Origin of the sequence: Candidatus Pelagibacter sp. (assembly GCF_965262185.1) — a bacterium.
In the GTDB taxonomy this organism is placed as follows: domain Bacteria; phylum Pseudomonadota; class Alphaproteobacteria; order Pelagibacterales; family Pelagibacteraceae; genus Pelagibacter.
In genome coordinates, this window is sequence record NZ_OZ253498.1 from 1,420,965 (window position 1) to 1,444,784 (window position 23,820).

Annotated in this window: 21 protein-coding genes and 1 pseudogene; 16 read left to right on the top strand and 6 right to left on the bottom strand. The window is 30.3% G+C overall.

Translation table 11 applies throughout. From position 1 onward, the window contains the following. The gene (locus ACQY31_RS07725; protein WP_428079905.1) at positions 1 to 876 is read right to left on the bottom strand and encodes an NAD(P)-dependent oxidoreductase; all 876 of its coding nucleotides are present in this window, start codon (positions 874 to 876) and stop codon (positions 1 to 3) included. 11 nt (positions 877 to 887) lie between these two features. Between ACQY31_RS07725 and ACQY31_RS07730 the strand changes: the two genes are divergently transcribed. The 5 genes and pseudogenes from ACQY31_RS07730 to ACQY31_RS07750 all read left to right on the top strand — a co-directional run bounded on the left by ACQY31_RS07730 (position 888) and on the right by ACQY31_RS07750 (position 4,922). Beyond that, entirely contained in the window at positions 888 to 2,096 is a 1,209-nt protein-coding gene (locus ACQY31_RS07730; protein WP_428079906.1) for an MFS transporter, read from the top strand. 43 nt (positions 2,097 to 2,139) lie between these two features. Continuing rightward, a pseudogene (rpoZ, locus tag ACQY31_RS07735) lies at positions 2,140 to 2,520 on the top strand (DNA-directed RNA polymerase subunit omega); the annotation flags it as partial. Between the two features lie 180 nt (positions 2,521 to 2,700). Beyond that, positions 2,701 to 3,693: a tRNA dihydrouridine(20/20a) synthase DusA gene (gene dusA / locus ACQY31_RS07740; RefSeq protein ID WP_428079907.1), complete on the top strand. Its 993-nt coding sequence runs from the start codon at positions 2,701 to 2,703 to the stop codon at positions 3,691 to 3,693. 40 nt (positions 3,694 to 3,733) lie between these two features. After that, positions 3,734 to 4,519, top strand: coding sequence for a sulfite exporter TauE/SafE family protein (locus ACQY31_RS07745; protein ID WP_428079908.1), 786 nt, complete (start codon positions 3,734 to 3,736; stop codon positions 4,517 to 4,519). Position 4,520: 1 nt separating this feature from the next. Further along, positions 4,521 to 4,922, top strand: coding sequence for an HIT domain-containing protein (locus ACQY31_RS07750; RefSeq protein WP_428079909.1), 402 nt, complete (start codon positions 4,521 to 4,523; stop codon positions 4,920 to 4,922). A 102-nt stretch (positions 4,923 to 5,024) separates the two neighbouring features. Here ACQY31_RS07750 and ACQY31_RS07755 read toward each other — a convergent pair whose 3' ends face one another. Then, complete coding sequence (locus ACQY31_RS07755; RefSeq protein ID WP_428079910.1) at positions 5,025 to 6,479, bottom strand: phosphomannomutase/phosphoglucomutase; 1,455 nt, start codon at positions 6,477 to 6,479, stop codon at positions 5,025 to 5,027. A gap of 181 nt (positions 6,480 to 6,660) precedes the next feature. On the opposite strand from ACQY31_RS07755, the gene ACQY31_RS07760 reads away from it, so the two are divergent. Together ACQY31_RS07760 and ACQY31_RS07765 are read left to right on the top strand one after the other, a co-directional pair. Next, on the top strand, positions 6,661 to 8,598 hold the full coding sequence (locus ACQY31_RS07760; RefSeq protein ID WP_428079911.1) for a ribonucleoside-diphosphate reductase subunit alpha: 1,938 nt from the start codon (positions 6,661 to 6,663) through the stop codon (positions 8,596 to 8,598). Further along, positions 8,589 to 9,602 carry a ribonucleotide-diphosphate reductase subunit beta gene (locus ACQY31_RS07765; RefSeq protein ID WP_428079912.1) on the top strand — a complete coding sequence of 338 codons (1,014 nt, stop codon included), beginning with the start codon at positions 8,589 to 8,591 and terminating at the stop codon, positions 9,600 to 9,602. Before ACQY31_RS07760 ends, ACQY31_RS07765 begins: the two co-directional genes overlap by 10 nt. Before the next feature lie 14 nt (positions 9,603 to 9,616). Here the strand turns inward: ACQY31_RS07765 and ACQY31_RS07770 are convergent, their stop codons facing one another. From ACQY31_RS07770 to ACQY31_RS07785, 4 genes are read right to left on the bottom strand one after another with little or no spacing between them, the layout of a single operon-like run. Continuing rightward, positions 9,617 to 10,741 (bottom strand): bifunctional 2-methylcitrate synthase/citrate synthase, encoded by a 1,125-nt coding sequence (locus tag ACQY31_RS07770; RefSeq protein ID WP_428079913.1) that lies wholly within the window; start codon positions 10,739 to 10,741, stop codon positions 9,617 to 9,619. Beyond that, entirely contained in the window at positions 10,741 to 11,637 is an 897-nt protein-coding gene (gene prpB, locus ACQY31_RS07775; protein ID WP_428079914.1) for a methylisocitrate lyase, read from the bottom strand. Before prpB ends, ACQY31_RS07770 begins: the two co-directional genes overlap by 1 nt. After that, complete coding sequence (locus ACQY31_RS07780) at positions 11,637 to 13,139, bottom strand: MmgE/PrpD family protein (protein WP_428079915.1); 1,503 nt, start codon at positions 13,137 to 13,139, stop codon at positions 11,637 to 11,639. The genes prpB and ACQY31_RS07780 overlap by 1 nt, the downstream gene beginning before the upstream one ends. Before the next feature lie 53 nt (positions 13,140 to 13,192). Continuing rightward, complete coding sequence (locus tag ACQY31_RS07785; protein ID WP_428079916.1) at positions 13,193 to 13,873, bottom strand: HAD-IA family hydrolase; 681 nt, start codon at positions 13,871 to 13,873, stop codon at positions 13,193 to 13,195. A gap of 69 nt (positions 13,874 to 13,942) precedes the next feature. On the opposite strand from ACQY31_RS07785, the gene ACQY31_RS07790 reads away from it, so the two are divergent. From ACQY31_RS07790 to rpsD, 9 genes are read left to right on the top strand one after another with little or no spacing between them, the layout of a single operon-like run. Beyond that, positions 13,943 to 14,566 (top strand): DapH/DapD/GlmU-related protein, encoded by a 624-nt coding sequence (locus tag ACQY31_RS07790; RefSeq protein ID WP_428079917.1) that lies wholly within the window; start codon positions 13,943 to 13,945, stop codon positions 14,564 to 14,566. Positions 14,567 to 14,569: 3 nt separating this feature from the next. Beyond that, the gene (gene glmS, locus ACQY31_RS07795) at positions 14,570 to 16,390 is read left to right on the top strand and encodes a glutamine--fructose-6-phosphate transaminase (isomerizing) (protein ID WP_428079918.1); all 1,821 of its coding nucleotides are present in this window, start codon (positions 14,570 to 14,572) and stop codon (positions 16,388 to 16,390) included. 35 nt (positions 16,391 to 16,425) lie between these two features. Beyond that, positions 16,426 to 17,805 carry a class II 3-deoxy-7-phosphoheptulonate synthase gene (locus ACQY31_RS07800; RefSeq protein WP_428079919.1) on the top strand — a complete coding sequence of 460 codons (1,380 nt, stop codon included), beginning with the start codon at positions 16,426 to 16,428 and terminating at the stop codon, positions 17,803 to 17,805. A 38-nt stretch (positions 17,806 to 17,843) separates the two neighbouring features. Then, positions 17,844 to 18,581 (top strand): NAD(+) synthase, encoded by a 738-nt coding sequence (nadE, locus tag ACQY31_RS07805; protein WP_428079920.1) that lies wholly within the window; start codon positions 17,844 to 17,846, stop codon positions 18,579 to 18,581. 45 nt (positions 18,582 to 18,626) lie between these two features. Then, positions 18,627 to 19,982 (top strand): cysteine--tRNA ligase, encoded by a 1,356-nt coding sequence (cysS, locus tag ACQY31_RS07810; protein WP_428079921.1) that lies wholly within the window; start codon positions 18,627 to 18,629, stop codon positions 19,980 to 19,982. Beyond that, positions 19,979 to 21,580 carry a citramalate synthase gene (gene cimA, locus ACQY31_RS07815; RefSeq protein WP_428079922.1) on the top strand — a complete coding sequence of 534 codons (1,602 nt, stop codon included), beginning with the start codon at positions 19,979 to 19,981 and terminating at the stop codon, positions 21,578 to 21,580. Before cysS ends, cimA begins: the two co-directional genes overlap by 4 nt. A gap of 2 nt (positions 21,581 to 21,582) precedes the next feature. Further along, positions 21,583 to 22,446: an urea carboxylase-associated family protein gene (locus tag ACQY31_RS07820; RefSeq protein WP_428079923.1), complete on the top strand. Its 864-nt coding sequence runs from the start codon at positions 21,583 to 21,585 to the stop codon at positions 22,444 to 22,446. Next, a complete protein-coding gene (locus tag ACQY31_RS07825) occupies positions 22,446 to 23,159 on the top strand; it encodes an RNA methyltransferase (RefSeq protein ID WP_428079924.1) in 714 nt (237 codons plus the stop codon). The genes ACQY31_RS07820 and ACQY31_RS07825 overlap by 1 nt, the downstream gene beginning before the upstream one ends. Positions 23,160 to 23,199: 40 nt before the next feature. Beyond that, entirely contained in the window at positions 23,200 to 23,817 is a 618-nt protein-coding gene (gene rpsD / locus ACQY31_RS07830; RefSeq protein ID WP_428079925.1) for a 30S ribosomal protein S4, read from the top strand. The last annotated feature ends 3 nt before the right edge of the window (positions 23,818 to 23,820 follow it).

The window sequence follows — 23,820 nt, forward strand, 5'->3', positions numbered from 1 at the left end:
TTATTTTTTCTTTTTTAATCTAGCAATAAGTGCAGAGCTATCCCAACGATTACCACCCATTTCTTGTACTTCAGCATAGTAACCATCTATGATTTCTGTAATTGGCACAGGTGAACCATTTCTTTTTGCTTCTTCAATTGCAATTTTTAAATCTTTTCTCATCCAATCAATAGCAAATCCATAATCAAACTTATCATCAGTCATAGTTCGATATCTATTTTCCATCTGCCAGGACTGTGCTGCACCTTTAGATATAGTTTCCATTACTTTGTCCATATCTAAACCTGCATTTATTCCAAAGTTAATTGCCTCTGATAAACCTTGAACTGCTCCAGCTATACACATCTGGTTCATCATTTTAGTAAGCTGTCCACTTCCACAAGATCCAATTAATTTTACTTTTTTACTGTAACAATCAATTACTGGTTCTGCTTTTTTAAAAACTTCTTCATCACCACCAACCATAACAGTAAGTATTCCACCTTCAGCACCAGATTGACCTCCAGATATAGGTGCATCTAAAAAATCAAAACCTTTATCTTTTGCAGCTTTATACAATTCTCTGGATACTTCTGCAGATACAGTAGAGTTATCAATAAATATTGATCCAGCTTTTGCTGTGTTAAATAATCCATTTTCTCCTGTAGCTACTTCTCTTAAATCATTATCGTTACCCACACATGTAAAAATAAAATCTGCACCTTCTGCTGCCTTAGCAGGAGTATCAGCCATTTTACCTTTGTATTCACCAATCCATTTTTCAGCTTTAGATTTTGTTCTATTAAAAACAGTTACATTGTGTCCGGCTTTTGATATATAACCAGCCATTGGGTAGCCCATAACCCCAAGACCTATGAAAGCAACATTACAAGTCATAATTTTTTTCTATGTTTAAAAGTTTAAGTTTAAAAGTAATTGTATTTGGATTTATTTTTACATTTTTTTCTAGTTTTGGACAGAGTTTTTTTCTTGGACTTTTTAATTCAAGTATAAGAGATACTTTATCGATTACTCATGGACAATTTGGCTCAATTTATGCCTCAGCAACATTATTTAGTAGTATTCTTTTTATATGGTTAGGAAAAAAAATTGATGATGTAAATGTATTTAAATTTTCTTTATTTGTAATTCCGCTTTTAGCCTTTTCGTGTTTTTTCTTTTCTAAAATATATTCAATACCATTTTTATTTGCTGCAATATTTTTAATGAGATTTTCAGGTCAAGGAATGATGTCTCATACAGCAAGCACAACAATTTCAAGATACTTTACTAAATCAAGAGGCAAAGCTCTTAGCGCAGGATGGTTTGGATTATCTTGTGGTGAATTTATTTTACCTGTTTTAATTGTTTATTTGTTAACTTTATATACTTGGCAAAATATTTGGTTAACAATTTCAATTATTGTAATTTTATTTTTACCATTAGCTTCTTATTTATTAATTAAAAACTTAAGTTTAGACTCAAGAGAAAATGACAATAACCAAAAGCAAGAAGATAAAAGTATTAAGCAGTGGACAAGACTTGAAGTATTAAAAGATTATAGGTTTTATATAATTAGTTCAAACATGCTTGCTATGCCATGGATTGCAACAGGAGTTTTTGTTTACCAATCTTTTATAACAAGCTCTAAAGGTTGGGGTGAATTTACTATTGCACAATCATTTATGTCTTATTCTATATTCACTGTTTCAACATTATTATTAGCAGGTCCATTAATAGATAAATTTAGTAGTAGAAAACTATTAATTTATATGAATATTCCATTATTGATCTCTACTTTTGTAATTATTTTATTTGATTCATCTTTCACAGCATTTGTGTTTCTTGGATTGATTGGTATTTCCAACGGATTTGCCAATGTATTAGGTTCAGCTACTTGGGCTGAAATTTATGGAGTGAAACATATTGGATCAATTAAAGCTTTAACTACTGCTTTAATGGTATTTTCTACAGCATTTGGAACGGCTTTATTTGGTGTTTTAATTGACATTGGTTTTTCAATTGAAAAAATTGCTATTGTTTCTGCGATTTATATATTCTCGTCTTTAGCTCTATTATTTTTAACAAGAAAGAAGCTAAATCCTATTTATATTTAGAAAACGCTTGATTTTTTTGAGCCCCAGGTATAAACAACCGGCCATGGCTAGAGTTACCGTAGAAGACTGTATAGATAAAGTAGAAAGTCCTTATGAATTAGTTTTAGTAGCTAAAGAGAGAGCTACTCAACTTAATGCTGGTTTAGAACCAACAATAGATAGGGATAATGACAAAAATACAGTTATATCTTTAAGAGAAATTGCTGAAGAAAAAATCAAAGTATCAGATTTAACTGAAAGTGCTGTTTATAAACTTAGAAAACACGTTGAACAAGTTGATGATGGTGTAGAAGATGATGAAGATATAGGTGATGATTTTGAAAATCTTTACAAAGGAGAAATTTCAAAAAGTGGAACTCCAATTTTACCATCTAAAAGAGCAAGAAAAACTCCAGAAAAAATTCAAGTATCTAAAGAAGATTTAGCAGAATTATCTGAAACAGCTACACCTGAAGTTGACGCTTCAGTTGGCCAAGAAACTATGAATGAACAAGGTGAAGTTTCATTAGATGAAGTTTCAGAATCAGAAAATCAAGAAGCAGATGTTGCTTCTGAAGATCCAGAAGCTTCAAACTCATAAAAAAATAATATAAAGTCTTAGTTTATGAATAGGTTAGTATCAGTTGCTCCTATGATGGATTGTACAGATCGTCATGAAAGATATTTTTTAAGACTAATATCCAAAAATATACTTCTTTATACTGAAATGGTTGTCGATGAAGCAATCAATAGAGGTGATAAAAAAAAATTACTAGAATTCAATATCAATGAAAAGCCAGTAGCACTTCAATTGGGTGGATCTTCACCCAAGTTACTTGCGGAGGCAACAAAAGTTGGAGAAGACTTTGGCTACGACGAAATTAATTTAAATTTAGGATGCCCAAGTAGAAAAGTAGAGAAAAATAGATTTGGTGCTTGTTTAATGAAAGAACCAAACTTAGTTGTAGATTGTTTAACTGAAATGCAATCAAAAACTAAATTACCTGTAACTATAAAAACTAGAATTGGATATGACAATGTCGAAGATTATGAAAACTTACATAATTTCATTTCTACTCTGAAATCCACAGGTATTAAAACTTTTATTATTCATGCAAGAAAGGCTATGCTTGGTAAGTTTACACCCAAACAAAATCTAAATATTCCACCTTTAAAATATGAATTTGTTTATAAGTTAAAAGAAGATTTTCCAAATGATGAAATAATAATCAATGGAGGAATAACCTCTGTTGATCAAATTAAACCTCATTTAGAAAAAACAGATGGTGTTATGATTGGAAGAGCTGCTTATCATACACCTTATTTGTTAGCAGATATTGAGAGAGAAATTTTTAATAATGATGATATCCCTAGTAGGCAAGACGTTATTGAACAGTTAATTCCTTACGTAAAAGATGAGCTAAAAAAAGGAACTAGATTAAATCAAATCATGAGACACACTTTGGGTTTATTTCACGGTCAATCTGGTGCCAGTCATTGGAAAAGATATTTAAGTGAAAATATGTGTGTGCGAGATGCTGATGTAAAAAAAATTGATCACATAATGGATAAAATTAAATACAACAACGTTGATATGAGAGAAGGTCGATCTGCTTAGTTCAATCTTAGCAAATGAATATATCTATATAGTTTTATTAATGGTTTTGACTGCAATTCCAGTTGGATTTGTAGCTGGCCTTTTTGGTATCGGCGGTGGTTTAATAACTGTTCCGTTTCTTTATTACATATTTGGCAAACTTGGAATTGATCAAGCTTATATAATGCACTTAGCGGTAGGAACTTCTTTTGCAATAATAATTCCAACATCAATAGTTTCAGTTTTAACCCATCATAAATTTAATTCAGTCGATTTCAATGTAGTTAAAAGCTATGGTTTTTTTGTAGTTGCAGGAGTTGTTTTGGGAACAATATTTGCTGCAACTTTCAAAACAAAATCATTAGTACTTTTTTTTGCAATAGTAATTTTCTTATTAGGAATTTATTTACTTACGATAAAAGAAAAAGAACAAAATGTAATATCTGAAATGAAATTGTATTTAAAAATCATATTTGGTGCGATTGTTGGATTTATTTCAGCTATAACAGGTATAGGTGGTGCTGTTATGAATGTACCAATCCTTAAATTTTTTGGTTATTCAATTAATAAAGCAATTGGTAGTGCTGCAGCAATTGGTTTTTTAATTGCATTATTTGGTGCCTCAGGTTTTTTTATTTCAGGAAGTTATTTAAAAACAAATTTACCTTTTAGTATTGGATTTTTAAATGTTCCAGCTTTTTTAATCTTTATTCCGATTACAACTTTTATGGCAAGATTAGGTGCAAGAACAGCTCACAGAATAGATAAAAATAAAATTAGTAAATTACTTGGTATTTTTTTGCTAATCGTAGCAATTAAGTTTTTCTACGAGTACATAAAATTATAAAATGTCGTTCAAATTAGATAGGAAATTTTTAAAGACTTCACATCATCTTATTGATCTTAAATTATGCACAATTAGGCTAAACGATAATTCTAAATTTCCATGGATAATTCTAATTCCCAAAAGAAATAAGATTACTGATATGAGCGATCTTAATTCTAAAGATCAAACCCTGCTAATGAAGGAAATTGTTTATGCAAGTAAAGTAATGAAAAAATTATTTAAAACTTCGAAGCTCAATTTAGAAAAAATTGGAAATATTGTTCCTCAGTTGCATATACATATTATTGCTAGAAGTAAAAAAGATAGTTCATGGCCATTATCTGTATGGGTTGTTAAAGGAAAAAATTACTCAAAAACAGCTCTAAAAATAATGGTAGATAAATTAAGGAAAGCTCTAAAATAAAAAGAGGTGACTTTAGTCTCCCTCTATCACCTCATCTATTTTTTAAATGATTCTTTGCAGTTTTATGAACACTTATTAGTTGAAAATTAACTTTATTAAGTACTATATTTTTTGATCGTATTCGCCTATTTTCCCAGTTTTTTGAAGTAAATCGTCAATAAAATCAAAGATTTTCTTCTTTCTATTATCTGAGGTTGGACTTTCAGTTACAATCACTAATGAAGGTTTATTGGATGATGCTCTTATTAGTCCCCAAGATCCATCTTCAAAAGAAAATCTTATACCATTAACCGTAAGAACCTCAGTTATTATTTGATCATCAATTTTGGTTTTATTATTTTTTAATTGTTCTACTTTTTTAACTAAATTTTCAACTACTTGATATTTTTCTTCATCTTTACAGAAGGGAGCCATTGTTGGTGTTTGAAAAGTATTTGGTAATTCATTAATTATTTCACTCATTTTTTTATTTTCATTATCTAATAAATGACAGACATGAATGGCTGAATTTATTCCATCGTCGTAACCATATCCTAAAGGTTGATTGAAAAAGAAGTGACCACTTTTTTCAAATCCTGCTAATGCGTTTTCAGTGTTAACCTTACGTTTAATATGGGAATGACCTGTTTTCCAATAAATTGTTTCACAATTGTTTTCTAATAAAATTTTATCTTTTGAGTACAAACCTGTTGATTTTACATCTACAACAAATTTAGAATTTTTGTGTTTAGTAGATAAGTTTCTTGCTATTAGTAAACCAATTTTATCAGAGAATATTTCGTTACCTTCATTGTCAATAACACCAACTCGATCTCCATCACCATCAAAGCCAAAACCTATATCAGCATTATTTTCTTTAACCACTTTAGCTATTTCATGAAGCATTTCCAAATCTTCTGGATTAGGATTATATTTAGGAAAGTTCCAATCTAAGTTACAATCTAACTCGATTACCTCACACCCAATACCTCTTAAAATATCTGGTGCAAAAACACCTGCAGTCCCATTGCCACAAGCAACTACAGCTTTAATTTTTTTATTTATTTTATTTTTATTAATCAGATCATTTTTATAAATTTTATCGAAATCTTTTATTTCTTTTTCATTTCCATCACCTTTTGAAAATTTTTCATTTAATGTAATTTCTTTTAATTCTTTCATTTCTTCTGGCGCATGAGTTAAGCCTTTTTTGATGCCCATTTTTACACCAGTCCAACCATTTTCATTATGACTTGCTGTAACCATAGCAACTGCATCCGCTTCTAAATTAAATTGCGCAAAATAAACCATTGGAGATAATGATAAGCCAATATCTTCTATATGACATCCTGTTGATTTTAATCCTTTCTTAAGTGAAGTTTTTATTTCCTTACTGTAAGATCGGTAATCATGACCAACTATAATTCTTGGATTTTCTTTTTTAGTGTGATTTCTTATTTGTGTCCCAAGTCCTTTACCGAGATTCTCTATCCCAGCTGAATTTATGTCTTTCTCATACAACCAACGGGCGTCATATTCTCTAAAACCATAAGGATCTATTTTTAAATTTTCGCTCATTTATCCACTACTTACTCTTTTTATGTTAATTTCTTTAAAAAAATTTTATTTTTTTATTGATAATCATATTGACGCGTTCTATAAATGTTCTATTGATTAAACATTTATTTAGTATATTTAATCAAAGCGCCTACAACATATAGTTGTTTTCGCCTAAATAACAAATTATATTATAAACATTATGAACCAAATTCTCTCTCAAGCACTCAAAAAAGCTGTCTCCGAATATAGCCCAGAGGTTAAAGAAGTTTCAAAAGCAAATAAGCCTGATCTTTTTTCTTTAAATAATGAAACAGAATTATTTCAAAACGACAAAGGTATCATTATTAAAATTGATCGTTCTAAAGATTCGAAACTTACAGATTTTGGTAAAGCAACTTTAAAAGATAGGTATCTAGGTTTAAACGAATCTTATCAAGATTTATTTGCTAGAGTAGCAAGTACTTATGCTGATGACAATTTACATGCACAAAGAATTTATAATTATATAAGCAACCTTTGGTTTATGCCAGCAACACCAGTTTTATCAAATGGTGGAACTAAAAGAGGATTACCGATTTCATGTTTTCTAAATGAGGCATCTGATAGCTTAGGTGGAATTTTAGATCTTTGGAGTGAGAATGTCTGGCTTGCCGCAAAGGGTGGCGGAATCGGAAGCTACTGGGGCAACCTAAGATCTATTGGGGAAAAAATTGGAAGAGTTGGAAAAACTTCAGGAATTATTCCTTTTATTAAAGTAATGGACTCTTTAACAATGGCAATTAGCCAAGGTTCATTAAGAAGAGGTTCTGCCGCTTGTTATCTTCCTATTGATCATCCTGAGATAGAAGAGTTTATTGAAATGAGAAGACCAACTGGAGGAGATCCAAATAGAAAAGCATTAAATTTACATCATGGCGTTTTGGTTTCAGATGCTTTCATGAGAGCAGTTGAAACAGATGAACAGTGGGCATTAAAAAGTCCAGCAGATGGAACTGTGCAACAAACTATTTCTGCAAGAAATTTATGGATAAGATTATTAACTGCTAGAATTGAAACAGGTGAACCTTATATAATTTATATAGATACAGTTAACCGACAAATTCCTCAGCATCATAAGTTAGCAAATCTTACCGTTAAAACTTCTAACTTATGTAGTGAAATAACTCTTCCTACAGGTATCGATAAAGATGGAAGAGACAGAACAGCGGTATGTTGTTTATCATCTTTAAATTTAGAAAAATATGATGAGTGGAAAGATGATCCAGATATGATTAATGATGTAATGAGATTTTTAGATAATGTGTTATCTGATTTTATTAACAAAGCTCCTGAACAATTTAAAGATGCTAAATACTCTGCTGAAAGAGAGAGAAGTGTTGGTTTAGGTGTGATGGGCTTCCATTCTTTCTTACAGAAAAATAGAATTCCACTTGAGTCTGTTATGGCAAAATCATGGAATAAAAAAATATTTAAAAACATTCATGAAAAAGTTAATCAAGCCTCTAAAGATTTAGCTGAAGAAAGAGGAGCATGTCCTGATGCTGCTGAATATGGTTATCAAGAGAGATTTTCTAATAAAACTGCCATTGCACCAACAGCATCAATTTCAATTATTTGTGGAGGAGCTTCCCCAGGTGTAGAGCCTATTGCAGCAAACAGCTATACTCACAAAACTTTATCTGGTTCGTTTAATGTGAGAAACAGATATCTTGAAGAAATACTTGAAAGTCATGGTAAAAATGATGAAGAAACATGGTCAAGTATTACTACTAACCAAGGTTCAGTTATTCATTTAGATTTTTTAAGTGATTTAGAAAAAGATGTTTTCAAAACTGCATTTGAACTTAATCAAAGCTGGATAATTGAATTGAGCGGAGACAGAACTCCTTTTATTTCGCAAGCTCAATCAGTTAATCTATTTTTACCTGCAGATGTTCATAAAAAAGAATTACATAAAATTCATTTTGAAGCGTGGAAGAAAGGTTTAAAGAGCCTTTACTATTGTAGATCAAAATCAATTCAAAGAGCTGAGAATGTTAACGACTCTAAGTCAACAGACATCATGGCCAATGTATATAAAAATAAATCAACCGAAAATAGCGAACCAGAGTACGAGGAGTGTTTATCATGTCAGTAGCAGAAAAAGTTAAGTCAGAAATTATTCAACCACAAAAAAATAATAATGGATTGCTTGTTGCAAATCCAGTTTACAAACCTTTTAGATATCCATGGTGCTATGATGCATGGTTAACACAACAAAGAATACATTGGTTGCCCGAAGAAGTTCCACTTGGAGATGATGTTAGAGATTGGCAGAAAAATCTTTCAACTTCAGAAAAAAATCTTTTAACGCAAATTTTTAGATTTTTTACACAAGCAGATGTTGAAGTGAGCAACTGTTACATAAGACATTACATGAATGTATTTAAGCCAACTGAAGTATTAATGATGATGTCTTCTTTTGCTTCAATGGAAACAGTTCACATTGCAGCTTATTCACATTTATTAGACACAATTGGTATGCCAGAGTCTGAGTATTCAGCATTCATGAAATATAAAGAAATGAAAGATAAATACGATTATATGCAAGGTTTTGATGTTAAATCAAATCATGATATTGCAAAAACAATTGCTGTATTTAGTGCTTTCACAGAAGGACTTCAATTATTTGCAAGTTTTGCAATTTTGTTAAACTTCCCAAGACACAACAAAATGAAAGGGATGGGTCAGATTGTTACTTGGTCGGTGAGAGACGAAACATTGCATTGCAATTCGATGATTAGATTATTTAAAGATTTCATTAAAGAAAACCCAGAAACATGGACACCACAATTGAAAAAAGAAATTTATGAAGCATGCAGAACAATCATTGAGCATGAAGATGCTTTTATAGATTTAGCTTTTCAAATGGGCCCAATGGAAGGTTTGACAGCAGATGATATTAAAAAATATATTCGTTTTATTGCAAATAGAAGATTAGATCAATTAGGATTAGAAGCGATCTATGATATTGATAAAAATCCATTAACTTGGTTAGATACAATGTTAAATGCTGTAGAGCACATGAACTTCTTTGAAGGTAGAGCTACAGAATATTCTAAAGCATCAACTCAAGGAACTTGGGCAGAAGCATTTAGCTAATAAATATAATTGTATTATCTGTAATTTAATTCCATTACTTTTCGATGCTTGCTACCTTTATATTTAGCAAGTGGTCGAATAAGCTTGTTGGCAGCATGTTGTTCCATAATATGTGCTGACCAACCGGTAATTCTTGAAATAACAAATATGGGTGTGAAAAAATCAGTATCAAATCCCATTAAATGGTACATCGGACCAGTAGGGTAGTCCACGTTAGGGTGGATATTCTTCTTTTTGATCATAACTTTTTCAACAATGTCGTATATTTTTTCAAATTTTTTATCTTTTTTAAGTTTAGCAACTTTACCAAAATAATTTCTCATGGTTGGAACTCTAGAGTCTCCTGATTTATAAACTCTATGACCAAAGCCCATAACTACTTCTTTATTTTTAAGAGCATTGTTAATCCATTTTAACGCATTCTCAGGTTTTTTAATTTTATTCATCATATGCATCACTTCTTCATTTGCACCACCATGTAATGGACCTTTCAAACTAGCAATTGCACCTGTGATCGCTCCATGAATATCAGATAAACTACTTGTAATTGTTCTAGCAGTAAAAGTTGAAACATTAAAACTATGTTCAGCATACAAGATTAAAGAAACATCAAATGCTTTAACAATTTCTTTTTGAGGAACTTTTCCAAAACACATGTAGAAAAAGTTTTCTGCAAAAGTTAAATTTTTTTTAGGTTTAATTATTTTTTTACCTCTTCTAATTCTGTAAAAGGCAGCAAGAGCCGTAGGTGTTTTTGCAAAAATTCTTAATGCTTTTCGCATATTAGCTTCTGGTGAAGAATTTGATGTTTCTTTATCTTCTAATCCCATCACACTAACAGCTGTTCTTGCAACATCCATTGGATGAGATTTTTTTGGCATGTGTTTTATAATTTCATATAAATTTTTAGTAAGCTCTCTATTATTTCTCTCTTCTTTTTCAAATTGTCTTAATTGAATAGTATTAGGTAAGTCTTTATTTAAAATTAAATAGGCAACTTCTTCAAATCTACAGTATTCACATAAATCCTGAGCCGCATACCCTCTATAAGTTAGAGAGTTAATTTCTGGCATAACTTTTGAAACTTCAGTTTCATCTACAACAATTCCAAGCAAACCTTTTTTAATATCATCACTCATTATTCATGTCCTTCTGTACTAAAATTATAAATTTTTTCATCCAAAGAATTGTATTTCTCGTATTCTACCAATTCATACAATCTTTTTCTCGTTTGCATCTTATCTATTACATTATTTTGATGTCCATTTGTATAAATGTCTCTTAATCCATCTTCAACGTTTTTCATTGCTAATCTTTGTGTGGTTACTGGGTATATTACAATATTATAACCAAGGTTTTCTAACTCTTTATAGTTAAATAGCTTTGATTTACCGAATTCAGTCATATTAGCCAACAAATAACATGAAAGTTCTTTTCTTACTTTTTCAAAATCATTTTCATCTTGAAGCGCTTCAGGAAAAATAATTTCTGCTCCAGCATCAATATACGCTTTACATCTTTCAATCATTTTATCTATTCCCTCAACACTTTTTGCATCTGATCGAGCTATAATTTTAAAATTTTGATCTTTTTTTGCAGCTACACATTCTTTTATTTTTGAAACCATAGCCTCTGTTGAAATAAGCTCTTTATTATCAAGATGTCCGCATCTTTTTCTTTCAATTTGGTCCTCTAAATGAACACCAGTTAATCCAAATTCCTCAAAAGTTTCTATAGTTTCTTTGCAAGATTTAAATCCTGTATCTATATCAACAATTGTTGGAAGATTTGTTACCCTAGAAATTAAATAAGATCTGGTACTCACATCTTGAAGTGTAGTCAAACCAATATCAGGAAAACCAAGATCATTAGCCATAACACCTCCTGATACGTAAACTGCATCATAACCAATTTCTTCAATCAGTTTTGCTGTTAGAGGATTGTAAGCTCCAGGAACTCTTAGAATTTTATTTGATTTAAGTTTTTGGTCAAAATCAATTCTTTTTTGACTTGGTTCTTTTTCCACAAAATGCATTAAAAAATTCCTTTTTTAAAATTTCTTTTTAACTTACTTTTTTTAATCTCAATATTTAATTTATCTAATTGACCAGCTTTTAAGTTTCTTAAATTCTGAACATTTTTTAAAAAACGATCACTTTCTTTTTTATCTAAAATACCATCTGTTAGAGTTAAAAACTTATTTATATAATTCTCTCTTTTAAATGGTCTTGCCCCATATGGGTGAGCATCAGCTCTATCTAGTTCTTCAGTTATTTTTTTCCTATTGTTCAATGTAACAATAACTTTTGCTCCAAAAGATTTCTTTTTTGGATCTGGATCATGATATTTTTTTGTCCATTTTTTATCTTCATAGGTTGTTATTGAATTCCATATCTTAATAGTACTTTTTCTATTAGCTCTTGATTTTGTATAAGATTTTACATGATGCCAATTCCCATCTTCTAAGGCAACTGCAAAAATATACATGATAGAGTGATCCAATGTTTCTCTACTTGCATTTGGATCCATTTTTTGTGGATCATTTGCACCTGTTCCAATTACATAATGTGTATGATGACTTGTATAAATATCTATTTTTTTAATTTGGTTTAAATTTGGTATTTTAGTTTTTAATTTCTTTGCAAGATCTATTAAAGCCTGAGATTGATACTCTGCAGAATATTCTTTTGTATAAGTTTCTAATATAGCTTTTTTACTTTCTCCTTTTTTAGGTAATGGAACCTTATACTTTGCTTTTTTACCATCAAGAATTCTTGCTATTACACTGTCTTCTCCTTCATAAATAGGACTTGGAGCACCTTCACCTCTCATAACTCTATCTACAGCTTCTATTGCTAGTTTCCCTGCATGTGCAGGTGCGTATGCTTTCCAACTAGAAATTTCTCCTTTTCTTGATTGTCTTGTTGAAATAGTTGTGTGTAGCGCTTGTTGAACTGCTTGATAAATTGTTTCTGTGTTTAGCTTTAACATCGATCCTAAACCAGCAGCAACACTTGGTCCAAGGTGTGCAATATGATCTACTTTATGTTTATGTAAACAAATACCTTTAACTAAATTCACCTGAACTTCATATGCTGTAATAATTCCTCTTAATAGATCTAAACCACTTTTTTTATTTTGTTGGGCTACACTTAATAGTGGGGGGATGTTATCACCTGGATGACTGTAATCTGCGGCTAAAAAAGTATCATGAAAATCAAGTTCTCTTACAGCAGTTCCATTTGACCAAGCTGCCCATTCACAATCAAATTTTAATTTTGAATTAACACCAAAAAGAGTTGCTCCATTTTTTCTAGAATGCTTTATGGCCATTTCTCTAGATGAAACTACTGGTCTCCTATTTAAAGAAGCAATAGCAACTGAAGCATTATCAATAATTCTATTGATAACCATTTCAACTGCTTCATTGTTGAGTTTAGCATTATCACTTGCAATTTCTGCAATTTTCCAGGCAAGTTGTTTTTTCTTAGGTAAATGAATTTTAGATGGAAAAACTTTTACAGTATGTAGTAACAAAATAACTCCTTATAAGTAATTTTGTTTTAATAGCTAAAATAAATTAATCAATATTAAAGATATTCAGATATGATTTTTTCGATACCAACAAAATCTTTTATTAGGTGATTATGGTGTATTTCATCAGTTTTTTTTTCAGTGTATCCATCCTCAAGCAATATCATTGGAATCTCCGCTGCTTTTGCAGAATTAGCATCTGTTTCACTATCTCCAATCATAATAGATTTTTTTAAATCACCATCTAAAATTTCTATAACTGTAGTTAAATGTCTTGGATCAGGCTTACAATAATCAAAAGTATTGTATCCTGCTACGTATTCAAAATAATCATAAATTCCAATTTTCTTTAAAAGATCAACAGCAAGATGTTCAGTTTTGTTAGTACATACAGCCATAGAGATATTTTCATTTTTGCACCAATTTAAAAAATCTTTTGTGCCGTTAATTAAAACACTTTCTCTTAGGATGTTTTTCCCATAATAAGATATGAACTCATCTGTCATATCACTTTTAACTTTTTCATTAATAGTAGTTAATTCTTTTTTTGCTTGGCTCCATATTGATCTACCAATCATAGCACCAGCACCTTTTCCAACTGAACTTTTTAAATCATCTAGAGACTTAGTTGGGTACCCAAATTTTTTCATTACATGATTGTGAGCAAGCATTAAATCTGGTGCCGTATCAACCAATGTTCCATCTAAATCAAACAATACTGTAAATTTTTGTTTCATATCAAAAGTATTTTAAAGAAATAATTTGTGAATTAATTTAGATATATACTTAATGTAAAGAAAATCCAGATGAAACACTCAAAGAAGCAAAATAATCAAAATAAACTTAGAAATAAATTTTTAAAGTCTGGAGTAAAAATGATTGGTCCAGAAACTATTTTTTTTTCAAATGATACCAAGATTGGAAAAGGAGTCACAATTGAACCTTATGTAATAATTGGTTCAAAAGTTAAAATAGGAAACAATGTTGTTATTAAATCTTTTTCACATCTAGAATCGTGTAAGGTAGAAAATAAAGTTGAGATAGGTCCTTATGCAAGAATTAGACCAGACACAATTCTTAAAGAAGGTTCAAAAGTAGGTAATTTTGTAGAGATTAAAAAATCAACTGTTGGAAACAAATCAAAAATTAATCATTTATCATATGTTGGAGATAGTGATATTGGTAAGATGGTAAATGTAGGTGCTGGAACAATTACCTGTAATTATGATGGTGTAAAAAAAAGTAAGACAATAATTAAAGATAAAGTATTCATAGGATCAAATTCATCTCTAGTAGCTCCTATAAAAATTGATAAAGAAAGTATTGTTGGTGCAGGATCTGTAATAACAAAGAATGTTAAAAAAAAATCTTTAGCGTTAACTAGATCTGTACAAGTGGAAATTAAAAATTATAAAAGAAAGACAAAATAAATTATGTGTGGAATTATAGGAATATCTAGTAATAAATCTGTTTCTGCAAATATTATAAATTCTCTAAAAAAACTTGAATATAGAGGTTATGACTCTGCTGGAGTTGCAACTTTATTTGATGGTGAAATTAATGAAGTTAAATCTGAGGGAAGAGTTGATAATTTAGAACAAAACTTTGATCTAAAATCTTTAAAAGGAAATATAGGAATAGGTCATGTCAGATGGGCTACTCACGGTGTACCAAATAGTATTAATGCTCATCCACATTCTTCAGAGAAAGTATCTGTAGTCCATAATGGAATAATAGAGAATTCAACAATTTTAAAAAAACACTTAATTAATAAAGGCCATGCTTTTAAATCTCAGACTGATACTGAGGTCATAGTTCATTTAATTACAGAAAATTTAAAAACCATGGAACTGGAAGAGGCTATAACCAAAACTTTAAAACAGCTTCATGGAAGTTTTGCATTAGGTATAATTTTTAAAGATATTTCAGATTTAATTGTAGGTGCAAGAAGAGGTTCACCATTAGCAGTTGGTTATGGACCTAATGAAAATTACTTAGGCTCAGACTCATATGCTTTAAAATCCATGACAAATAAAATTACTTATCTTGATGATGGGGAGTTTTGTATTGTTAAAAAAGATCAAGTTTATTTTTATAATGAAGAGGGTAAAAAAATTAATAAAAAAATTTTAGAATTATCATCTAACGAGTCAAATTATGACAAAGGTGACTTTAAACACTTTATGGCTAAAGAAATAGAGGAGCAGCCTGTAACAGTAAAAACTGGAATTAAAGAATATTTAGATAATGTAAATAGTGAGATAAACATTTTCAATTTTCCATGGAAAATCAATGAAATTAAATCAGTTACTTTAATTGGTTGTGGAACTGCTTATCACTCATGTTTAATGGCTAAATATTGGTTTGAAGAATTAACAGCACTAAATGTTAATATCGATGTAGCTTCTGAGTTTAGATACAGAAAAAATAGATTTAAAAAGGATAGTTTATATATTTTTGTTTCCCAATCGGGCGAAACTGCAGATACTTATGCGGCCTTGGATCTTTGTAACAAAAATAATATGAAAACATGTGCTGTAGTTAATGTAATTGAAAGTTCTATTGCAAGAGATTCAAATTTTGTATTACCAATACATTGTGGGCCTGAAATAGGTGTTGCCTCTACTAAAGCTTTTTTAGGTCAAATACTTGTTTTATATATTTTAGCTTTAAAAATTGGATCTTTATCTAATCAGATCGATAAAAAAGATTACCAAGAAAAAATTAAAGATCTAAAAAATTTACCAAATTTGATAGAAAAAACTTTATTGATAGACAACGATATTCAAGCCATCTCTTCAACATTCACTGAAGCTAAAGGATCTATGTTTCTTGGAAGAGGTTTCTCTTTCCCAATAGCTTTGGAAGGAGCATTAAAATTAAAAGAATTATCTTATGTTCATGCAGAGGGTTATCCAGCAGGTGAAATGAAACATGGACCACTTGCTTTAATAGAGGAAGGAATGCCAGTAGTAGTTTTGGCACCTAGAGACAGTTATTATAAAAAAACAATTTCTAATATGCAGGAAGTAATAGCAAGAGGAGCCAAAGTTCTTTTAATTACAAATAAAAGCAAAGATGAAATTGTTTCAGAGAATATTTGGGAAACTATTGAAGTTGAAAATACAAATGATGATTTGTTACCATTTCTATTAACAATTCCACTTCAAAAACTTGCTTATTATTCTGCTTTAAAAATGGGTTATGATATAGATAAGCCAAGGAATTTAGCTAAATCAGTCACAGTTGAATAAAGTCTAAACTCTGTTAAAACACCTCTAGGTTGAATATGAAAAATTGGAAAAAAAATAGTTGGAGAAAATATCCAGTTAAACACATACCAGAATATCCAGATAAAAAAGAATTGGATAAGGTTTTGGAAAAAATTGGAACTTTCCCACCTTTAGTTTTTGCAGGAGAAACAAGACATTTAAAAAGTCAATTAGCTGATATTGTTGATGGTAAAGCTTTTTTACTTCAAGGCGGTGATTGCGCTGAAAGTTTTGCTGAGTTTAATCCTGACAATATTAGAGATACTTTCAAACTAATGTTGCAAATGTCATTGGTTTTAACTTATTCAGCATCATTACCGGTTGTAAAAGTTGGAAGAATTGCTGGTCAATTTTCTAAACCAAGAAGTGCTCCAACAGAAAATAAAGATGGTGTTGAGTTACCAAGTTATTTAGGAGACAATATTAATGGAATGGAATTTACAGACAAAGCAAGAGTTCCAGATCCAAAGAGATTATTTAAAGCTTATTCTCAATCAGCTGCTACATTAAATTTAATTAGAGCTTTTTGCCATGGTGGTTTTGCGGACCTTAAAAATGTTCATAATTGGAACCTTGGATTTATTAAAAATTCACCAGAATTAAAAAGATTTAAAGAGTTAGAAGATAATATTGCTAATGCATTAGCATTTATGGATGCATGTGGGATTAATTCAGATTTTAACAGAAGATTAAAAACAGTTAATTTTTGGACCTCACATGAAGCTTTGTTATTACCATTTGAAGAAACTATGACCAGAACAGATTCATTAACTGGAGAAAATCATGACACTTCTGCACACTTTGTATGGATTGGTGATAGAACAAGACAACTTGATGGTGGTCATGTTGAATTCTGTAGAGGTATAGAAAATCCTATAGGAATTAAATGTGGTCCAACTTTAAAAGCAGATGATTTGATAAACCTTTGCAATCGAATTAATCCAAAAAATGAAAAAGGCAAAATAACTTTAATTTCAAGATTTGGAGCAGATAATGTTTCAAAATTTTTACCAAAATTAATCAGAGCAATTAAAAAAGAAGGATTAAATGTAATTTGGTCTTGTGACCCATGTCATGGAAATACAATAAAAGCTGCAACAGGTTTCAAAACTAGACCATTCAATAGTGTACTAAATGAAGTAAAAAATGTTTTTGCATGTCACCAAAGTGAAGGAAGTTATGCAGGAGGTCTTCATATTGAGCTTACGGGTCAAGATGTAACAGAATGTATTGGTGGTGCACAAAAAATTTCTGAAAAGGATCTTTCTTCAAGATACCACACTCATTGTGATCCAAGATTGAATGCCAACCAAGCTTTAGAATTAGCCTTTATGATTTCTGATGAGATTAAAAAGAATAGCTCGTATTCTAAAAATGCAGACAGAGCGGCATCTTAAGACATTGTAAAATCTTAATAATTAAATAATTTATAATTATGAACGCCTCAGAAAAAGCAAAGTTTATATCAGATTGGATTAAGAACTATGTGGAGAATATGCCTTCTAAGGCTGAGTCCCTTGTAATAGGAATATCTGGAGGTATTGATTCATCTGTTTCAAGCACCTTAAGCGCAATGACAGGCTTGAAAACAATTGTTTTGTCGATGCCAATTAAACAAAAATCACATCAACATGATCTAAGTTTAAAACATCAGGAATGGTTAGTAAATAATTTTAGAAATGTTGAAGCGCATACAATTAACTTAGATGAATTGTTTTTAGCTTTTAGTTCAAGTTTATCAAAATTTGATAATGAGCATGGAATGGCAAATTCTAGAGCAAGATTAAGAATGACTACACTTTACCAAGTAGCTGCAGCTAATAAAGGAATAGTAGTTGGGACAGGAAATAAAGTAGAAGACTTTGGTGTTGGATTTTATACAAAATATGGAGACGGCGGAGTGGATATTTCTCCTATAGCGGATTGTAATAAAACTCAAATTTGGGAACTTGGCAAAGAACTTGGTATTTTAAAAGAAATTATTGAAGCAGCACCCACTGATGGACTGTGGGATGACGGTAGAACAGATGAAGGTCAGCTTGGGTTAAAATATGAAGAACTTGAGGAAGCTATGGATAATCCTAAATCTTCCAATAGAGCAAAATACGAAACTATTAGAAAACAAAATTTGCATAAAATGGAGCCTATTCCAGTATGCAAAATTCCAAATTAATCAAATAGATTCACAAATCTGTAATTTAAGTATATTTCTAAAATTATGAGTAATGATATTTTTTTAACAAATAATCTTACAAACAAAAAAGAAAAATTTGTTCCAATAGATGAACAAAATATAAGAATGTATGTTTGTGGACCTACAGTTTATGACGATCCTCATATTGGAAATGCAAGACCAATAGTTGTTTTTGATATCCTTTATAAAATTTTTAAGAAAAAATATTCAAAAGTTACTTACGTTAGAAATATTACAGATGTAGATGACAAAATTATTAAATCTTCAAAAGAAAATAATATTTCAATTTCAGAATTAACAAATAAAGTTACAGAAAGTTTTGGTGAAGATTGTAATTATTTAAATTGTGAAACACCAACTCATCAACCTAAAGCAACTGAAAATATTGATTTGATGATTGATATGATTTCTGAATTAATTAAAAAAGGTTTTGCTTATGAAAATAACAACCATGTTTATTTTGAAGTAAAAAAGTTTAAGGATTATGGCCAACTCTCAAATAAGAAATTAGAAGATTTAATTGCTGGATCTAGAATTGAAGTCAGTGAAAATAAAAAAAACTCAGAAGATTTTGTTCTATGGAAACCATCGACAAGTGATGAACCTTCTTGGCAGTCTCCATGGGGAAAAGGTCGACCTGGATGGCATTTAGAGTGCTCTGCGATGTCAAAAAAATTTTTAGGAGATGAGTTTGATGTTCATGGAGGAGGTATTGATTTAATATTTCCACATCATGAAAATGAAATAGCTCAATCGAGATGTGCTAATGACACAAAGGTATTTGCTAATTTTTGGCTACATAATGCTTTTATTACTATGTCCAATGAAAAGATGGCCAAATCACAAGGTAACATTTTAAAAATAAAAGATTTTAGAAACAAGATTAGTGGCCAGGTTTTAAGATTAGCTTTAATGAGTGCTCATTACAAACAACCATTAGATTGGAATGATAAACTTTTAGAAGATTGCCAAAATACAATTAACAAATGGTACAATGTTTATGTAGATAATAATGATATTGAAAATATTTCTCATGAAGTTCTTAAACCACTTTATGATGATTTAAATACGCCAGGTTATATAGCTAATTTGCACCAGTTATATGAAAAGGCTCAAAAAGGTAATGAAAATGACAAAACTTTATTTGTTTCTGCTTGTCAGTTTGTAGGACTTTTAAACCAAAATAAAGATGAGTGGTTAAGCTTTAAAATGAGCAAAGCATCTATTTCAGAAGAGGAAATATTGAAGAAAATTGATGAAAGAAACATAGCTAGAGAGAACAAAAATTACGAAGAGGCTGACAAAATTAGAAATGAGCTTTTAGACAAAGGTGTTTTAATAGAAGATAAAGATGGTAAAACGACTTGGAAATTTAAATGAGTAAAGAACAACTTTATATTTTTGATACAACATTACGTGATGGAGCACAGACACAAGGTGTTGATTTTTCCATCGATGATAAAGAGAAAATTTCATCAGAATTAGATATGTTGGGGGTTGATTATATAGAAGGAGGTTGGCCAGGCGCTAATCCAACAGATACAGAATTTTTTAACAAAGATCATAATTTTAAATCAGCTAAATTAACCGCATTTGGCATGACAAAAAAATCAGAGCATAGTGCTGAAAATGATCCAATGTTATCATCATTAATTAATTCAAAAAGCAAATCTGTTTGTTTATTTGGAAAATCATGGGATTTCCAAGTTAAAGTTGCCTTAGGAATTACTAACGAACAAAATTTAACCAACATAAGCGAAAGTACCAAGCATATTGTTAAATCAGGTAAAGAATTCATGTTTGATGCTGAGCATTTCTTTGACGGATATAAATCTAATCCAGAATACGCTTTGTCTTGTTTGAAAGCTGCGTATGGTAATGGAGCTAGATGGATTGTGTTGTGTGATACTAACGGTGGAACACTTCCACATGAAATTTCTAAAATTGTAACTGAAGTAAGCAAACATATTCCAGGAGAAAATTTAGGAATACACGCTCATAATGATACTGAAAACGCTGTTGCTAATAGTCTTGCAGCAGTTCAAGCAGGAGTAAGACAAGTTCAAGGAACTATAAATGGATTAGGAGAAAGATGTGGTAATGCAAATTTAATGTCTTTGATACCTTCATTTTTTTTAAAGAAAGATTTTTCAGACAAATTTGAACTTAGTATTAATCGAGAAAATTTGAAAAAATTAACTCAATGCTCAAGATTACTAGATGAAATATTAAATAGAAAACCTAATAAACATTTGCCTTATGTTGGTGCCTCAGCTTTCTCACATAAAGGTGGTATGCATGTATCTGCTGTTCAAAAAGACCCTAAAACTTATGAGCACATTGATCCTGAAGAGGTTGGAAATTCTAGAAATATTGTGGTTTCAGATCAATCAGGACAATCAAACATAATGTCTAGATTAAATTCAATTGGAATTAACGTTGAAAAAAGTGACCCAAAAATTAAAAAACTCTTAGATGAAGTTAAAGATAGAGAGTTCATTGGTTATAGTTACGATGGAGCTGACGCTTCTTTTGAATTATTAGCTAGAAGACTAATGGGCGAAATACCAAGATATATATCAATCAATGAATACGATGTTTCTGTAAAGAAAGATAAAACTGGAGAGATTATATCATATGCTAAAGCTCAATTGGAGGTAGATGGAGACAAAATTTTATGCGAAGGACAAGGAAACGGACCTGTTAATGCTTTAGATAATGCAATTAGAAAGAATGTAAATAAGCTTGCAAAATATTCTGAGTATTTGAAAGATTTAAGACTTGTTGACTATAAAGTTAGAATTTTAAATACAGGTACAGAAGCAGTTACAAGAGTTAGTATTGAAAGCACAGATGCAAAAGGAGTGAACTGGTTCACAATTGGAGTATCACCTAATATCATTGATGCTTCATTTAAAGCTTTAGTGGATAGTTTAGATTATAAATTATTTAAGGATAAAGCGCCTGGAAGTTTATAAAAATGAAAATTAAAAAATTTTCAGAAAAACCTACAGATATCGATAGTAGAATAGGGGCAAAGCCTATAGTTTGTTATCCAAATACCACTATTGAAGATAAAAATTTAAGCACTCTACATTCAGCAAGAGAGCATTTGGTTAAAAAAGATGAAATAATTATTCCTCCAAGGGATGCAAAAACGTTCGAGGTAAAATTTGGTGAGTTTTTTAGAATTGAAAGTGTAGATGGTCCACAAGTAGGTGATTTAAATTTATTTAATTTAAATAATTTAGAGGAAAAATTTTATTCAGGAAAAACAAGGGCTTTATATGGGACACATCTTTCTGTTGGAGATAAAATGTTTAGTAGCTTTCCATACCTTAGATCTTTAGCGACAATAACTTGGGATACTTTGGACTGGTATGATTATGATAAAGATGGTGGCTCTGTCCATGATGTAATTGGTACTAGATGTGATCCTTATACTTCAAAGCTTTTAAGCGATAATGTTTACCACTATTGTTGTCATTCAAATCTAACAAGAGCACTAGTTAAAGAAAAAAATGTTCAATTAGATCATGCTGAAAAAATAGTTCATGATGTATTAAATGTATTTATGCTTACTGGTTTCACTAATGATACTAAACAATACTTTATGAAAGCTAGTCCAGTTAGACCAGGTGATTATCTAGAGTTTTTTGCTGAAACAGATATTTTAGGAGCTCTTTCTGCTTGTCCAGGAGGGGATTGTGGATCTGAACATTCCTCTGATGTTGCAAAATGTTATCCTTTAAAAGTTTCTATTTGGTCAGTAGATCCTAAATATTTAAACAATATCAAACCTTCTGTTACTTCTAGCTATAACAGAAATCATGGCATTGATTAATGTCTGTTAACAATATTTCTTTCATTTTACACAAACCTCAGCTTTCAGAAAATATTGGAGCTTGCGCAAGAGGAATAAAAAATTTTAATTTTCAGAAATTGGTTGTAGTAGATCCTAAACCAATATTTCCTAACGATAAAATTTTAGCAACATCAGTTGGCGCTAAAAATATTATTAACAAAGCAAAGAGTTATGAAAATTTAGAAAAGTCTTTAAAGAATATTGATATTGTTATTGCAACATCTGCGAGATTTAGAAATAAAAATATAAAGCACATTCAATTAGAAGATTTAAAAAAAATTAATTATAAAAAAAAAGTCTCCTTTTTGTTTGGATCAGAAGCATCAGGTTTATCTAATAATGAAATTAGTTATGCCAATTACACCCTTCAAATTCCAACAAATCCTGATTTTAAGTCGTTAAACCTATCTCATAGTTTAATAATCATTGCTCAATATGTATCAAGCATCATCAGTTCAAAGGTATCCGCATTTAATAAATCAAATAAAGTAAAATCTGCCTCTAAAAAAGATATTATCGCCATGGCTAATTTATGTATCCAGAATTTAGAAGAGATTAATTTCTTCAAATCAAAAGAGAAGAAGCCAATAATGTTAGAAAATTTAAGAAATATCTTTTACCGGATGGATTTATCAACTAAAGAAACGCGTATTTTATCTGGTGTATTTGCAAGTTTAGGCAAAAAACGTTGATTGACAAAAGTAAGAGTAAGTTTATAAAGCCCACTATTAAATGACAAAAAGATTAAACTCTAAACATAAAATAGACAGAAGATTAAAGGTTAACCTATGGGGTAGACCAAAAAGTCCTTTTAATACTAGAGCTTATGGACCTGGTCAGCACGGTCAAACAAAAACATCTAAACCTTCTGATTATGGAATTCAGTTGCAAGCTAAACAAAAACTAAAAGCTTACTACGGTAATATTAACGAAAGACAATTTAGAAATATTTATAAAAAGGCAGCTATGCTTAAGGGTGACACGAGTGAAAATTTAATTGGTCTTTTAGAGAGAAGATTAGATGCAGTAATTTACAGAGCAAAATTTGCAACAACTATTTTTTCAGCTAGACAATTAATTAACCATGGTCACGTAAGAGTGAATGGTAAAAAAGTTAACATTGGAAGTTACTTAGTTAAAGAAGAGGATACAATTGAAATTAGAGACAAATCCAAGCAATTAGCAATAATTGATATCGCTTTAGCTAACAAAGAAAGAGAAGCTCCAGAATATATTCAAATGGATGAGAAAAACAAAAAAGTTAAATTTGTAAGAACTCCTAAGTTTGAAGAAGTTCCTTATCCAGTAATTATGGAACCTAATCTTGTAATTGAATATTACTCTAGATAATTT

What these genes read in the sequence shown, in the direction of transcription:
- ACQY31_RS07725 (WP_428079905.1), bottom strand. Translation starts at nt 876, where the DNA reads ATGACTTGTAATGTTGCTTTCATAGGTCTTGGGGTTATGGGCTACCCA.
- ACQY31_RS07730 (WP_428079906.1), top strand. Translation starts at nt 888, where the DNA reads ATGTTTAAAAGTTTAAGTTTAAAAGTAATTGTATTTGGATTTATTTTT.
- dusA (WP_428079907.1), top strand. Translation starts at nt 2,701, where the DNA reads ATGAATAGGTTAGTATCAGTTGCTCCTATGATGGATTGTACAGATCGT.
- ACQY31_RS07745 (WP_428079908.1), top strand. Translation starts at nt 3,734, where the DNA reads ATGGTTTTGACTGCAATTCCAGTTGGATTTGTAGCTGGCCTTTTTGGT.
- ACQY31_RS07750 (WP_428079909.1), top strand. Translation starts at nt 4,521, where the DNA reads ATGTCGTTCAAATTAGATAGGAAATTTTTAAAGACTTCACATCATCTT.
- ACQY31_RS07755 (WP_428079910.1), bottom strand. Translation starts at nt 6,479, where the DNA reads ATGAGCGAAAATTTAAAAATAGATCCTTATGGTTTTAGAGAATATGAC.
- ACQY31_RS07760 (WP_428079911.1), top strand. Translation starts at nt 6,661, where the DNA reads ATGAACCAAATTCTCTCTCAAGCACTCAAAAAAGCTGTCTCCGAATAT.
- ACQY31_RS07765 (WP_428079912.1), top strand. Translation starts at nt 8,589, where the DNA reads ATGTCAGTAGCAGAAAAAGTTAAGTCAGAAATTATTCAACCACAAAAA.
- ACQY31_RS07770 (WP_428079913.1), bottom strand. Translation starts at nt 10,741, where the DNA reads ATGAGTGATGATATTAAAAAAGGTTTGCTTGGAATTGTTGTAGATGAA.
- prpB (WP_428079914.1), bottom strand. Translation starts at nt 11,637, where the DNA reads ATGCATTTTGTGGAAAAAGAACCAAGTCAAAAAAGAATTGATTTTGAC.
- ACQY31_RS07785 (WP_428079916.1), bottom strand. Translation starts at nt 13,873, where the DNA reads ATGAAACAAAAATTTACAGTATTGTTTGATTTAGATGGAACATTGGTT.
- ACQY31_RS07790 (WP_428079917.1), top strand. Translation starts at nt 13,943, where the DNA reads ATGAAACACTCAAAGAAGCAAAATAATCAAAATAAACTTAGAAATAAA.
- glmS (WP_428079918.1), top strand. Translation starts at nt 14,570, where the DNA reads ATGTGTGGAATTATAGGAATATCTAGTAATAAATCTGTTTCTGCAAAT.
- ACQY31_RS07800 (WP_428079919.1), top strand. Translation starts at nt 16,426, where the DNA reads ATGAAAAATTGGAAAAAAAATAGTTGGAGAAAATATCCAGTTAAACAC.
- nadE (WP_428079920.1), top strand. Translation starts at nt 17,844, where the DNA reads ATGAACGCCTCAGAAAAAGCAAAGTTTATATCAGATTGGATTAAGAAC.
- cysS (WP_428079921.1), top strand. Translation starts at nt 18,627, where the DNA reads ATGAGTAATGATATTTTTTTAACAAATAATCTTACAAACAAAAAAGAA.
- cimA (WP_428079922.1), top strand. Translation starts at nt 19,979, where the DNA reads ATGAGTAAAGAACAACTTTATATTTTTGATACAACATTACGTGATGGA.
- ACQY31_RS07820 (WP_428079923.1), top strand. Translation starts at nt 21,583, where the DNA reads ATGAAAATTAAAAAATTTTCAGAAAAACCTACAGATATCGATAGTAGA.
- ACQY31_RS07825 (WP_428079924.1), top strand. Translation starts at nt 22,446, where the DNA reads ATGTCTGTTAACAATATTTCTTTCATTTTACACAAACCTCAGCTTTCA.
- rpsD (WP_428079925.1), top strand. Translation starts at nt 23,200, where the DNA reads ATGACAAAAAGATTAAACTCTAAACATAAAATAGACAGAAGATTAAAG.